The following is a 12,439-nucleotide window of genomic DNA, read 5'->3' as shown; positions in this document are numbered from 1 at the left end:
TTCGCGCATGCGGCGCGCTCCCTGCGGGGCGCGCCGTGCACCGGGATCAGAGCTGGGATTCGATCACGGTGACCTTCATCCGCTCGCGCAGGGCGCGCAGCACGGTTTCGGCCGAGTCGTTGCTGGCCAGCACGGTCAGCTGCTGGCGCAGCATCCCGCGCTCCTGCTCGCTGGCATCGGACGGGTCACCCGGGTTCACCGCGGTGACGGCGAACACCACGATGCTGCCGTCTTCCAGCTGGACCTGGCCCGCGCTGGCGCTCCCCTCTTCCGGGACGTCGGCGGCGAAGTAGGCCTCCGCGGCCGCCGGATGGGGGATCGGCGCGCCGCGCGGCACGCCCGGCACGTCCTGCACCGCCAGCCCTTCGGCCTCGGCGATTTCCGACAGCGACGCGCCCTCTCCGATCCGCTCGACGATGGCCTCCGCTTCGGCCGCCAGGCGACGGGCGCTGCGGTCGGCACGGATCGCGGCAATGACCTCGTCACGCACCTGCTCCAGCGGGCGGGCCTGCTCGGGCGTGTGGTCGGTCACCCGGATCAGCACGCTGTGGTTGGTGCCCACCTCGATCGGATCGCTGACGGTGCGATCCTCGATCAGGCTCTCGGTGAACGCGGCGCGCTGCAGCGCCGGATGCGCGATCACGCCCTCGCCCTCACCGCGCGCGAACGGCCCCGCGCTCCTGACTTCGAAATCACCCACCGCAGCCGCAGGCTCGAGCGAGTTCGGATCACGGTAGGCCTGATCCACCACCTGCCCGACCAGCTCGCTGTAGGCACGCTCGCGGGTGCTTCCGGACAGCTCGCGCGCAAGCTCCTCACGCACGTCCTCGAACGGCACCGCGTCCTCGCCACCGCGCACCTCGCGCAGCTGCAGCACGTGCCAGCCGAAGTCCGTCCTGACCGGGTCGCTCACCTCGCCCGGCTGCATCGCGAACAGCGCCTGCTCGAACTCGGGCACCATCGTCCCCGGCTCGACCCAGTCCAGGTCGCCGCCGGCGTCGGCGGAGCCGAAGTCGTCGGAATGCTCGCGCGCGAGCTCGGCGAAGTCCGCGCCCTCGGCCTGGGCCTGCCGGGCCACGTCGGCGGCGCGGGCCCGGGCCTCCTGCGCGGCAGCCGCGCCCGCGTCGGCCGGCACCTCGATCAGGATGTGCGAAGCCAGGCGCTGCTCGTCACCGCCGAAGCGGGCGCGCTCGCTGGCGTAGTGCGCGCGCAGCTCCTCTTCGGTCGGCATGTCGTCCACTTCCACCATCGAGTCGTCCATCTCCAGGTACTCGATGGACACCGTCTCCGGGGCGCGGAAGTCGGCCTGGTTGGCGTCGTACCAGGCCTTGATCTCGTCTTCGCCGACCTCGCCTTCGTCGGGCCCGGGCGCCGGCATCATCACGAACTGCACGTCGCGGCGCTCGCCCAGCAGCACCATCACCCGGTCGAGCTGGGACGGCGTCACGAACGCCGACTCGGCGACCTGCACCGGGATCAGCGACTGCTCCAGGCTCTCGCGGATGGCCGCTTCGAACTGGCGCGGCGACTGCGGCGGCACCTGGGTCTGCAGCGCCAGCTGGTAGCGCTCCAGGTTGAACTGCCCGTCCACCTGGAACGCCGGGAACTGCTGGATCTGCCCGGCAACCTCGGCATCGCCCACCGCGATGCCGCGATTGCCCGCCGCCAGCCGCAGCACGGCCTGGTCAACCAGGCCTTCGAGCACGCGGCGCCGGTTCTCGATCGCTTCGAACGCGCGCGGATCGTAGTCATCGCCCATCTGGATGCGGGTCTGCTGCCGTTCCTGTTCGAACGCGCCGCGGAAATCCTCGACCGAGATCGTCTCGGTCTTCCAGACCAGCTTGCGCACCGGCCACAGATCGGGGGCGCCGCGCCACCACGACGGCGGGGCCTCCACCCTGGCGGCATAGTTGGCGCCGCCCTGGAACAGGTACTGTTCCATCCCGAAGAAGGCGAACGGGATCGCCAGCAGGATCACGATGCCGATCGCGATCCAGCCGGTCATCTTTTCTCGGAGTGCTTGCAGCATCGTGTTGGACTGGCCGTGGACGTAGCCGGCCATTCTAACCGGATTGGCCCGGCCAGCGGCCGAAGGCGGCGCGCACTTCCTGCCGAGGGCGCAAAAGAAAAACCCCCGCCGAGGCGGGGGTCTTCTTGTCTAGTGGCGGAGCGGACGGGACTCGAACCCGCGACCTCCGGCGTGACAGGCCAGCATTCTAACCAACTGAACTACCGCTCCGCACTTGAACCTTGAAACCTTGGCGTGGTGGGTGCTGAGGGTTTCGAACCCCCGACCCTCGCCTTGTAAGGGCGACGCTCTACCGCTGAGCTAAGCACCCGTATGCGAGCCGCTTAGTTTACAGCGTCCTTCAGTGCTTTGCCAGCCTTGAACGCAGGATTTTTTGCGGCCGGGATCTGGATCTCTTCGCCGGTGCGCGGATTGCGGCCGGTGCGGGCAGCGCGCTCGCGCACTTCGAAGGTGCCGAAGCCGGCGATCGCGACGCTGTCGCCACGGCCGAGCGAACCGCTGATGGTGTCGAAAACGGCATCCACGGCGCTGGTCGCGTCGGCGCGGGACAGACCGGCCTTGCCGGCCACGGCTTCGATGATGTCACTCTTCTTCGTCATGTTCTTTTTTACTCCTGTGCGACCCCGGTCGCGTTTGGTGTCGAACGGCGAGCCGGTCGACGCGGAGCGGCAAGCCCTCTCGGGGCGCCGCGAATGGCTCAAGTTATACCAGCGGGCGGCGCCGGGACGCAACCGAAAAATCGCACAACCGCGCCATTTTTCGCCTGCCTGCCACGGCGCCGCCATGTTCGTCAATGCTTGTTGGCAGCGGCCCGGTCGCCGGTTCCCCCACCCTTGCCGATCACCTCTTCGACCTCTTCGGCCGAGCGTTCGGGCAGCGGGTGCTCAAGCGCCACGTCCAGCACTTCCTCGATCCACTTGACCGGGATGATCTTGAGTCCCTCGGTCACGTTGCCGGGAATGTCGGCCAGATCCTTGCGGTTGTCCTCGGGGATGATCACGGTGCTGATGCCACCGCGCAGCGCGGCCAGCAGCTTCTCCTTCAGGCCGCCGATCTCGGTGACCTTGCCGCGCAGGGTGATCTCGCCGGTCATGGCCACGTCCGAGCGTACCGGGATCCGGCTGAGCATGGACACCAGCGCGGTGGTCATGGCGATGCCGGCGCTGGGGCCGTCCTTGGGGGTGGCGCCGTCGGGCACGTGCACGTGGATGTCGCGCTTCTGCAGCCAGTCCATGTCCAGGCCGATCTGGCCGCCCCGGGCGCGCACGATCGAGTGCGCTGCCGACGCCGACTCCTTCATCACGTCGCCCAGCTGGCCGGTCAGGATCAGGTTGCCCTTGCCCGGCATGTGGGTGGCCTCGATCTGCAGCAGGTCGCCGCCGACCTCCGTCCAGGCCAGGCCGGTGACCATGCCGATCTCGTTGTCCTGTTCGGCGCGGCCAAAGTCGTGGCGGCGCACGCCCAGGTACTTGTCGAGATTGCGCGAAGTGACGCTCACCGCCCTGGTCTTTGTAGCCTTGGTGGCCTTTGTAGCCTTGGCGGTCTTTGCTGCCTTGGCACCCTTCTTCACCGGCGCCGGCCCCGACAGGGCGAGCTCCTTCACCACCTTGCGGCAGATCTTGGCGATCTCGCGCTCCAGGTTGCGCACGCCGGACTCGCGCGTGTAGTAGCGCACGATGTCGCGGATCGCGCCCTCGGCGATCTTCAGCTCGTCGTCCTTCAGCCCGTTGGCCTTGAACTGCTTGGGCACCAGGTAGCGCATGGCGATGTTGATCTTCTCGTCCTCGGTGTAGCCGGGGATGCGGATGACCTCCATGCGATCCAGCAGCGGGCCGGGGATGTTGAGCGAGTTCGCGGTGGCGATGAACATCACCTCGCTCAGATCCAGGTCGACCTCAAGGTAGTGGTCGTTGAAGGCATCGTTCTGCTCCGGATCGAGCACTTCCAGCAATGCCGAGGACGGGTCGCCGCGGAAGTCCATCGACATCTTGTCGATCTCGTCGAGCACGAACAGCGGGTTCTTCGTGCCGGCCTTGTTGAGGTTCTGCACGATCCGGCCCGGCATCGAGCCGACGTAGGTGCGGCGGTGGCCGCGGATCTCGGCCTCGTCGCGAACGCCGCCCAGCGACATGCGCACGAACTTGCGGTTGGTGGCCTTGGCGATCGACTGGCCGAGCGAGGTCTTGCCCACGCCCGGCGGGCCGACCAGGCACAGGATCGCGCCCTTCATGTTGCGCACGCGGGTCTGCACGGCCAGGTATTCCAGGATCCGTTCCTTGACCTTCTCCAGCCCGTAGTGGTCGGCGTCCAGCACCTCCTCGGCGACGGCGAGGTCGCGGCGCACGCGGCTGCGCTTGCTCCACGGCACCCCCAGCAGCCACTCCAGGTAGTTGCGCACCACCGCGGCCTCGGCCGACATCGGCGACATCTGCTTGAGCTTGTTGAACTCGTTCTTCGCCTTGGCCTCGACCTCCTTGGGCATGCCGGCCTCGGCGATCTTGCGCGCGATCTCCTCCATGTCGTTGGGCGCGTCGTCCATGTCGCCCAGTTCCTTCTGGATCGCCTTCATCTGCTCGTTGAGGTAGTACTCGCGCTGCGACTTCTCCATCTGCGACTTCACGCGGCCGCGGATGCGCTTCTCCATCTGCTGCACGTCGATCTCGCCGTCGACCAGGCCCACCAGGGCCTCCAGCCGCTCACCGGTATCCACCGTCTCCAGCAGCTTCTGCTTGTCCGCCAGGCGCACGCCCAGGTGCGCGGCGATGGTGTCGGCCAGGCGGCTGGGCTCGTCGATGCCGGCCAGGGTCTGCAGCAGCTCCGGCGGCAGCTTGCGGCTGGTCTTCACGTACTGCTCGAACAGGCTCATCAGCGAACGCGCCACGGCCTCGATCTCGCGCTCCTCGCGGCCCTCGACCGACTCGATCACCCGGCCCTGGCCCACCAGGGCGCCGTCGCGCTCGGCGATGCCGGTGACGGCGGCGCGCTCCACGCCCTCCACCAGCACCTTGATGGTGCCGTCGGGGAGCTTGAGCAGCTGCAGGATCTGGGCAAGCGTGCCGGTTTCGTACAGGTCGCCGGCGCCGGGGTCATCGGTCTCGGCCGACTTCTGCGCCACCAGCAGGATCCGCTTGCCGCCCTCCATCGCCTGGTCCAGCGCGCGGATCGACTTGTCCCGGCCGACGAACAGCGGGATCACCATGTGCGGGAACACCACGACGTCGCGCAGCGGCAGCACCGGCAGGTCGAGGATTTCGGTGTTGGGAGTGGTCATCAAGGCTCCGGGAACTCAGGTACGGGGCCGGCAATCCGGCATGCCTCCCTTATGGGGCTGACCGGAGGGGGATGCAAGCGGCCAAACGGCCGGGCACCGCAGGCGGCTGCCAGAAAACCCGTTGAATCAAGGGCTTGGGAACATCTCTCCGGCAGCGCCAGAGGGGAACCTGAACAGATTTACCAGCGAACCCCTGTACCGCATGCCGCCCAGCCAGAAGCATCACTTCGACCACCTGCCTCGATCTGGTGAGACAGCAAGCCCTGTCCTGTTTCCAGCATGCAAAAGTGCGCGCTGTACCAGCGGGCGGTGAATCGCCCGCCAACTTTCACATCGGCAAGGATTGTCACGCTGTACGCCCGACCGGGCACGAGTTCGGGCGTCGGGTCAGGCTCGCCCTTCGCATAGGGGACGCAGTCACCCGGGGACAACACGAAGTCCCCCTGGTCAAGGAAGTCGGCTTCCCAGATGTTCCGGGCAACTCCGGCGACACGCTCGTCGACCCGGACGCTAGACAGTACCGCGGATGCGTCACCGCCCCCCGACGAGTAGCCGAGCGAAAAGCAGGGCTGGCCGTCGATGGTCGTGACACTGGCCTGTTGATATCGCTCTCCAGCCGTTCCACACGCGGAAACGAGTAGCGACGCGATGGAAACCCAAAGAAGAATCGTCTTCATGGTACTGGCTCACCGGGTTGTGATCGGAAGGTTCCTGGTGTCCCCAGGATCCTGCAGGAACCCGCGAATGGCCTTCTGAAGCAGCGCATCATAGGCAGCGTCGGTTCGGTACTCTCGCTGGCTGACCTGCCTTTGACTACCGCGGAAAGCAGTCAGGAAATAGTCTGCAAGGATGTTTCCTTGTGCCTCCATGTTGAAGTCGCGCAACTCTTTTGATCCATCCAGTTCGTAGTCATACCGCATGCGTGGGCGCGGAATCCGCACGCGCTTCACCGGATACCCGAGCTGGTATTGCCAGACATGCGTCATCTCATGGACGAACAGGTGCTGCATGTGCAAAGGCTCGACGGAATAGTCATCCCGGTAGAGCTCCCGCCCGAAATAGATCTCGCCGTTGGGAGCCATCGCTGTGTTCTTGGGTTGCAAGCCCAAGGTCATCCAGTACGCGTGGTCATGAACTTTTACCTGTTCGTAGGCGACCGCATCCCCAAACACCATCCGCGCCAAGTGAATCTCGCCGGACGTCAGTTCGCGCTCATGCCCTGAAGTCTTGACCTCAACCACTGATACGCCGATGTCGGCGCTGTGCGTAAGAACAGCATCCAGCTCGAAAACCGCCTCTTCAAAATCGGTCTCGGGATGCACCGCACAACAGGAAACTTCCAGTAGGGAAGGAGCGATAGTTGCGCGGACGATGGCCACAGGCGCCTGCGAACGTACCCGCCCGGTAACGCCATTCTCGTCGGTGACACCGCTGCACGTTTCACCATCGGCCAGATCCAGGGTGTAGTGCATGCCGGCCAGCGGCTCACCCGACTCACTGCAGAAGCGCAGGGCTTCGTCGTACTCGACGGGGGCGTCCCCAGCCGCGTCTTTCCCGGTAGCCGTGGCAATGGCCGAGGCAAGCGCCGTTCCCGCCGCGACTGCTGCGGCAACCTGTGCTCCACCGGTACCGCCGCCTGCCCCACCCCCGGCATCCACGAACACCCGCACCTGCTGCGCCGACAGCACCTTGCAGCCGCATGCCAGCGAGCTGCCGTGCAGGGCGACCGGCTGGCCGTCCACGATGAGTGTGCTGTCGCCGTCGACGATCGGGTAGGCGCCCTTGTGGCGCGGGCAGGTGGCCTGGTCGGTGACTCGGGCGACGGGGGTGCCGTCGATGTCGGTGAAGGGCGAGCCGCTGACGACCGAGCCGCCGCTGCTGGTCGGGTCGCCGATCACGATCCAGTTCCTTGCCATCATGCCTCCATGCACGATCGGCGGGCGCTGCCCGCCGCGGGTTGTTGCTGCCCTATTCGGCCGATGCCACCTTCTGGGCAGGCTGGTTCTGGTAGATGAGGTACGGCTCGGACTTGTGCTCGATCACCGACTCGTCCACCACCACCTTGCTCACGTTCTCCAGCGAGGGCAGCTCGTACATGGTGTCGAGCAGCACCGATTCGACGATGGTGCGCAGTCCGCGCGCGCCGGTCTTGCGCTTGATCGCCTTGCGCGCGATCGCGGCAAGCGCGTCGTCGCGGAACTCCAGCTCCGCGCCCTCCATCTCGAACAGCTTGCGGAACTGCTTGGTGATCGCGTTCTTGGGCTCGGTGAGGATCTTCACCAGCGCGGCCTCGTCCAGCTCCTCCAGGGTGGCGACCACCGGCAGGCGGCCGACGAATTCGGGGATCAGGCCGAACTTGATCAGGTCCTCCGGCTCCACCTCGGCCAGCACCTTGCCGGTGTCGGCCTTGCGCTCGCTGCTCTTGACCTTGGCCGAGAAGCCGATGCCGCCGGCATCCGAGCTACGCTGCTGGATGATCTTGTCCAGGCCGGCGAACGCGCCGCCGACGATGAACAGGATGTTGCTGGTGTCGACCTGCAGGAACTCCTGCTGCGGGTGCTTGCGCCCGCCCTGCGGCGGCACGCTGGCCATGGTGCCTTCGATCAGCTTGAGCAGCGCCTGCTGCACGCCCTCGCCGGACACGTCGCGGGTGATCGACGGGTTCTCGGACTTGCGCGAGATCTTGTCGATCTCGTCGATGTAGACGATGCCCTGCTGCGCCTTGTCGACGTCGTAGTCGCACTTCTGCAGCAGCTTCTGGATGATGTTCTCCACGTCCTCGCCCACGTAGCCGGCCTCGGTCAGCGTGGTGGCGTCGGCCATGGTGAACGGCACGTTGAGCATGCGCGCCAGGGTCTCGGCGAGCAGGGTCTTGCCCGAGCCGGTCGGGCCGACCAGCAGGATGTTGGACTTGGCGAGCTCGACGTCCTCGTTCTTCTGCCGGCTCTCGATCCGCTTGTAATGGTTGTAGACGGCCACCGCCAGGGTGCGCTTGGCGCGGTGCTGGCCGATCACGTACTCGTCCAGGACCTCGAGGATCTCCTTGGGCTTGGGCAGCGAGCTGCGCGCGCTCTGGGCCTTTTCCTCCAGCTCCTCGCGGATGATGTCGTTGCACAGTTCAACGCACTCATCGCAGATGAACACGCTGGGGCCCGCGATCAGCTTGCGAACCTCGTGCTGGCTCTTTCCGCAGAAGGAGCAGTACAGGATCTTGCTGCTGTCGCCGGAACGGCCCTGGGAGTCTTTGCTCATGCGTTGCTTACCCGATGGAGCGGCGCCACACGGCGCTGGATCGATTTGAGAATAGCATAGCGGCGGCACCGCGCCAGCCCGTGGCCGGGGCGCGGAAATCCGCCGTTTGCCAATGGGTTAAGCCGGTTCCGCCGCAGGCGGTCGGAACCGGGAAGGCGATGGTCACGCCGGCTGGATCGACTCTTCGGGACGGCGCTCGAGAACCTCGTCGACCAGGCCGTAGTCACGCGCGGCCTCGGCGCTCTTGAAGTTGTCGCGTTCGGTGTCTTCGGCGATCGTGTCCAGGCCCTGGCCGGTGTGGCGCGAGAGGATCTCGTTCAGGCGCTGCTTGAGCGCAAGGATCTCGCGGGCGTGGATCTCGATGTCGGTGGCCTGGCCCTGGAAGCCGCCCAGCGGCTGGTGGATCATGACCCGCGAATTGGGCAGCGCATAGCGCTTGCCCTTGGCACCGGCCGCCAGCAGCAGCGCGCCCATGCTGGCCGCCTGGCCGACGCAGATGGTGCTCACGTCGGGCTTGATGAACTGCATGGTGTCGTAGATCGCCATGCCGGCGGTGACGATGCCGCCGGGCGAGTTGATGTAGATGCTGATGTCCTTTTCCGGATTCTCCGCTTCCAGGAACAGCAGCTGGGCCACGATGACGTTGGCCATGTGGTCGTCGATCGGCCCGACCAGGAAGATCAGGCGCTCCTTGAGCAGGCGCGAATAGATGTCGTAGGCGCGCTCGCCGCGGCTAGTCTGTTCGACCACCATCGGGACGAGGTTGAGGGCCTTTGTTTCGTTGCTGCTCATGTGCACTCCGGTTCCTGCGGGTAGGCCACGGCGCCGGCCAGGTTACTGGCCGATCGCTTCCTGGAAGCTCAGCTGCTTGTCGGTGTGCTGGGCGCGCTCGGCGATCCAGTCGATCACCTGCTCCTCCATCACCCGGTTCTGCAGTCCAGACATGAGCTGGGGGTCGTTGCGGTACAACTCAATGACCTGGTCGGGCTCCTCGTAGGTGGAGGCGATCAGGCGCAGCGTTTCGTTCAGCCGCTTGGGGTCGAGCATCAGCTCGTTGGTGCGCGCGACCTCGCCGACCAGCAGGCCCATCAGCACCCGGCGCCTGGCCGGATCCATGAACTGCTTGTGGTCTTCGGGGCCCGGGTCGGGAACCTTGCGGCCCTGGCGGCGGGCCTGCTCGACCGCGTTGGCGGCCAGCGCGCGCGCCTCGTCCTCGACCAGGCGCGGCGGCAGCTCGACGTGCGACCAGGTCGCCACCAGCTGCTCGCCGACCTCGCGGCGCAGGCGGTTCATCAGCGCGCCCTTGAGCTCGCGCTCCAGGTTGGTGCGGATCTCGGTGCGGAACTGCTCCATCTCGCCCTTCTTGACGCCGAAGCTCCTGATGAAATCGGCGTCGACCTCGGGCAGCACTTCCTCGGACACCCGCTCCACCTTCAGGTGGGCCTGGGCCTTCCTGCCGGCCAGCTGCGGAACCCGCCAGTCGGCCGGGAACTCGACCTCCACGTCCTTCTCCCCGCCCTCGGACATGCCCACCAGCGCTTCTTCCAGCGCCGGCAGCATGGCGCCGGAGCCGAGCACCACGGTGCCCTTCTCCGCGCCTTCGGCCGGCAGCCGCTCGTCGCCCGACTGCGACCAGGTCTCGATGTCCAGCGCGTCGCCCTGCTGCGCCGGGCGGGTCACCGCGCTCCAGCTGCGGCGCTGCTGGCGCAGGTTGTCGATCATGCGGTCGATGTCCTCGTCGGCCACCTCGGCGGTGTGGCGGGTCACCTCCAGCCTGGACACGTCGACGTCACCGAAGTCCGGCACCACTTCGAAGGTGGCCACGTAGGCCAGCTGGTCGTCACCGGCGGGCTCGATGCGCGGCGAGCCGGCCAGGCGCAGCTCGTTTTCGCGCACGGCGTTGTCGAATTCCCGGCGCAGCAGCTGATCCAGGATCTCGGCGCGCACCTGCTCGCCGAAGCGCTGCTCGATCACCTTCGGCGGCACCTTCCCGGGGCGGAAGCCCTTGATGCGGGCGGTGCGCGCCATTTCGCGCAGCCGGCCGCCAACGCTGCTTTCAAGCTGCTCGGCGGGAACCTGGAAGGTCATCCGGCGCTCGAGGTCGCCGGTGGATTCGACGGAAACTTGCATAACCACTCCTGCACCACGGCCCTCGGCCGGGGATTTCGTCTTGTCTGGGATGTCGGGGCGCGGGCAGCGGACACGGGGCCCGGCGCCGGCGGAACGGGATATTGTGGCGGAATCGGGGGGCCAGCGCCACACATCATCAACGCGCCCGCGCCCTCCGGGCTGGTGCGAGAGGGGGGACTCGAACCCCCACGGGGACTACCCGCTGGAACCTAAATCCAGTGCGTCTACCAATTCCGCCACTCTCGCGATGCCGGCGATTCTACCCCCGCCACAACGAAGAACGCCCGGCAGTGCCGGGCGTCTTCGCGAACTGGTGGGCCGTCAAGGATTCGAACCTTGGACCTACTGATTAAGAGTCAGCTGCTCTACCAACTGAGCTAACGGCCCGGGAAAATCGGGGCGCGCAGTGTACCTGCGCTTGGCCCCGGTGGCAACGGCGAATCAGCCCGCCGTTGCACAAAGGTGGGGTGGCTGAGGGGATTCGAACCCCCGACCCCCGGAATCACAATCCAGTACTCTAACCAACTGAGCTACAGCCACCACTGTGTCGCACTTGCTCCGGCCTGCACGCCGCGGATGGCGCGCCCGGCAGGACTCGAACCTGCAACCACCGGCTTAGAAGGCCGGTGCTCTATCCGGTTGAGCTACGGGCGCCCGGGCCGGATTGTCGCATCGATCGCCGGCTGTGGGGCCGGTGGTCGGGGTAGAGGGATTCGAACCCCCGACATCCTGCTCCCAAAGCAGGCGCGCTACCAGACTGCGCTATACCCCGCCGATGCCGTACGGTCCGCCTCCCTTCCGCGCCGCTGACAGATGATGCCGTCGGCGCGGGGGACCGCATATTGTCCGCAGCGCCGCGGTGGCTGTCAACGAATGCGCGACGGCCACCCCCGCCGGGCGGGGGGGCCGTTCAGCCGTCCACTCCACCGTGTATCCTCGGCGGCAGTTCACCAAGACAACGAGGAATCCATGCGCAGCGGAAATCCCGCCCTCAAGGAATCGACCTTCCTGGACCTGGGCAGCGGCACGGTCGTCTCCCGCCCCGACCAGGTCATGACGCTCAACGGCACCGCCAACAAGACCGGCCTGCTGTTGCTGCTGGCCACCCTCACCGGCGCCTGGGCCTGGAGCCAGGCCCTGACCCCGACCGGCGAGCCCGCGCCCGGCTTCGGCCTGTACATGTGGGGCGGCATCATCGGCGGCCTGGTGCTGGCGCTGGTGACCGTGTTCAAGAAGGAATGGGCCCCGGTCACCGCGCCGATGTACGCGCTGGTCAAGGGCTTCGCCCTGGGCGCGATCTCGGCCATGTACAACTTCATGTTCGAGGGCATCGTGCTGCAGGCGGTGATGCTGACCTTCGGCACCCTGTTCGCCATGCTGTTCGCCTACCGCTCGGGCCTGATCAAGGCCACCGAGAACTTCAAGATGGGCGTGGTGGCGGCCACCGGCGGGATCATGCTGGTGTACCTGGCCACGATCGTGCTGGGGCTGTTCGGCATCAACATCCCGATGATCCACGAGTCGGGGCTGATCGGGATCGGCTTCAGCCTGTTCGTGGTGGTGATCGCGGCGCTGAACCTGGTGCTGGACTTCGACCTGATCGAGACCGGCGTGGAACAGGGCGCGCCCCGCTACATGGAGTGGTACGGCGCGTTCGCGCTGATGGTCACCCTGGTGTGGCTGTACATCGAGTTCCTGCGCCTGCTGTCCAAGCTGCAGTCGCGCTGAGCGGCAACGCCAGACTCGAACGGAAAAGG

At 66.7% G+C, this 12,439-nt stretch carries 9 protein-coding genes and 7 tRNA genes; 1 reads left to right on the top strand and 15 read right to left on the bottom strand.

Annotated elements, in window-relative coordinates; translation table 11 throughout:
- Window positions 1–46: 46 nt before the first annotated feature.
- The 15 genes from ACOZ90_RS12920 to ACOZ90_RS12850 all read right to left on the bottom strand — a co-directional run bounded on the left by ACOZ90_RS12920 (window position 47) and on the right by ACOZ90_RS12850 (window position 11,454).
- Window positions 47–2,062, bottom strand: a complete 2,016-nt coding sequence (locus tag ACOZ90_RS12920) for a peptidyl-prolyl cis-trans isomerase (protein WP_422894050.1) — start codon at window positions 2,060–2,062, stop codon at window positions 47–49.
- A 100-nt stretch (window positions 2,063–2,162) separates the two neighbouring features.
- Window positions 2,163–2,239, bottom strand: a tRNA-Asp gene (locus ACOZ90_RS12915).
- A gap of 25 nt (window positions 2,240–2,264) precedes the next feature.
- Window positions 2,265–2,339 (bottom strand) — tRNA-Val (locus ACOZ90_RS12910).
- Window positions 2,340–2,352: 13 nt separating this feature from the next.
- Window positions 2,353–2,628, bottom strand: coding sequence for an HU family DNA-binding protein (locus ACOZ90_RS12905; RefSeq protein ID WP_422894049.1), 276 nt, complete (start codon window positions 2,626–2,628; stop codon window positions 2,353–2,355).
- Between the two features lie 191 nt (window positions 2,629–2,819).
- Window positions 2,820–5,300 carry an endopeptidase La gene (gene lon, locus ACOZ90_RS12900; RefSeq protein WP_422894048.1) on the bottom strand — a complete coding sequence of 827 codons (2,481 nt, stop codon included), beginning with the start codon at window positions 5,298–5,300 and terminating at the stop codon, window positions 2,820–2,822.
- Window positions 5,301–5,479: 179 nt separating this feature from the next.
- Window positions 5,480–5,977: a hypothetical protein gene (locus ACOZ90_RS12895; RefSeq protein WP_422894047.1), complete on the bottom strand. Its 498-nt coding sequence runs from the start codon at window positions 5,975–5,977 to the stop codon at window positions 5,480–5,482.
- 9 nt (window positions 5,978–5,986) lie between these two features.
- Window positions 5,987–7,216 carry a PAAR domain-containing protein gene (locus ACOZ90_RS12890; protein ID WP_422894046.1) on the bottom strand — a complete coding sequence of 410 codons (1,230 nt, stop codon included), beginning with the start codon at window positions 7,214–7,216 and terminating at the stop codon, window positions 5,987–5,989.
- Between the two features lie 52 nt (window positions 7,217–7,268).
- Window positions 7,269–8,552, bottom strand: coding sequence for an ATP-dependent Clp protease ATP-binding subunit ClpX (clpX, locus tag ACOZ90_RS12885; protein ID WP_422894045.1), 1,284 nt, complete (start codon window positions 8,550–8,552; stop codon window positions 7,269–7,271).
- Between the two features lie 162 nt (window positions 8,553–8,714).
- On the bottom strand, window positions 8,715–9,344 hold the full coding sequence (gene clpP / locus ACOZ90_RS12880) for an ATP-dependent Clp endopeptidase proteolytic subunit ClpP (RefSeq protein ID WP_422894044.1): 630 nt from the start codon (window positions 9,342–9,344) through the stop codon (window positions 8,715–8,717).
- Window positions 9,345–9,386: 42 nt separating this feature from the next.
- Window positions 9,387–10,682 carry a trigger factor gene (gene tig / locus ACOZ90_RS12875; protein WP_422894043.1) on the bottom strand — a complete coding sequence of 432 codons (1,296 nt, stop codon included), beginning with the start codon at window positions 10,680–10,682 and terminating at the stop codon, window positions 9,387–9,389.
- A 160-nt stretch (window positions 10,683–10,842) separates the two neighbouring features.
- Window positions 10,843–10,928 (bottom strand) — tRNA-Leu (locus ACOZ90_RS12870).
- Between the two features lie 65 nt (window positions 10,929–10,993).
- Window positions 10,994–11,069, bottom strand: a tRNA-Lys gene (locus ACOZ90_RS12865).
- Window positions 11,070–11,145: 76 nt separating this feature from the next.
- Window positions 11,146–11,222: transfer RNA gene (locus tag ACOZ90_RS12860), tRNA-His, on the bottom strand.
- A 37-nt stretch (window positions 11,223–11,259) separates the two neighbouring features.
- Window positions 11,260–11,336: transfer RNA gene (locus ACOZ90_RS12855), tRNA-Arg, on the bottom strand.
- A 41-nt stretch (window positions 11,337–11,377) separates the two neighbouring features.
- Window positions 11,378–11,454 (bottom strand) — tRNA-Pro (locus ACOZ90_RS12850).
- 197 nt (window positions 11,455–11,651) lie between these two features.
- Between ACOZ90_RS12850 and ACOZ90_RS12845 the strand changes: the two genes are divergently transcribed.
- A complete protein-coding gene (locus ACOZ90_RS12845) occupies window positions 11,652–12,410 on the top strand; it encodes a Bax inhibitor-1/YccA family protein (RefSeq protein WP_422894042.1) in 759 nt (252 codons plus the stop codon).
- Window positions 12,411–12,439 lie beyond the last annotated feature (29 nt).

The sequence above is a fragment of the Luteimonas dalianensis genome, from assembly GCF_049339425.1.
Lineage (GTDB): Bacteria > Pseudomonadota > Gammaproteobacteria > Xanthomonadales > Xanthomonadaceae > Luteimonas > Luteimonas dalianensis.
The sequence above is the reverse complement of the archived record's forward strand: the minus strand, read 5'-3'. Positions and strand labels throughout refer to the sequence as shown.

Coding starts and splice junctions, on each gene's coding strand:
- ACOZ90_RS12920 (WP_422894050.1), bottom strand. CDS start 2,062: ATGGCCGGCTACGTCCACGGCCAGTCCAACACGATGCTGCAAGCACTC.
- ACOZ90_RS12905 (WP_422894049.1), bottom strand. CDS start 2,628: ATGACGAAGAAGAGTGACATCATCGAAGCCGTGGCCGGCAAGGCCGGT.
- lon (WP_422894048.1), bottom strand. CDS start 5,300: ATGACCACTCCCAACACCGAAATCCTCGACCTGCCGGTGCTGCCGCTG.
- ACOZ90_RS12895 (WP_422894047.1), bottom strand. CDS start 5,977: ATGAAGACGATTCTTCTTTGGGTTTCCATCGCGTCGCTACTCGTTTCC.
- ACOZ90_RS12890 (WP_422894046.1), bottom strand. CDS start 7,216: ATGGCAAGGAACTGGATCGTGATCGGCGACCCGACCAGCAGCGGCGGC.
- clpX (WP_422894045.1), bottom strand. CDS start 8,552: ATGAGCAAAGACTCCCAGGGCCGTTCCGGCGACAGCAGCAAGATCCTG.
- clpP (WP_422894044.1), bottom strand. CDS start 9,344: ATGAGCAGCAACGAAACAAAGGCCCTCAACCTCGTCCCGATGGTGGTC.
- tig (WP_422894043.1), bottom strand. CDS start 10,682: ATGCAAGTTTCCGTCGAATCCACCGGCGACCTCGAGCGCCGGATGACC.
- ACOZ90_RS12845 (WP_422894042.1), top strand. CDS start 11,652: ATGCGCAGCGGAAATCCCGCCCTCAAGGAATCGACCTTCCTGGACCTG.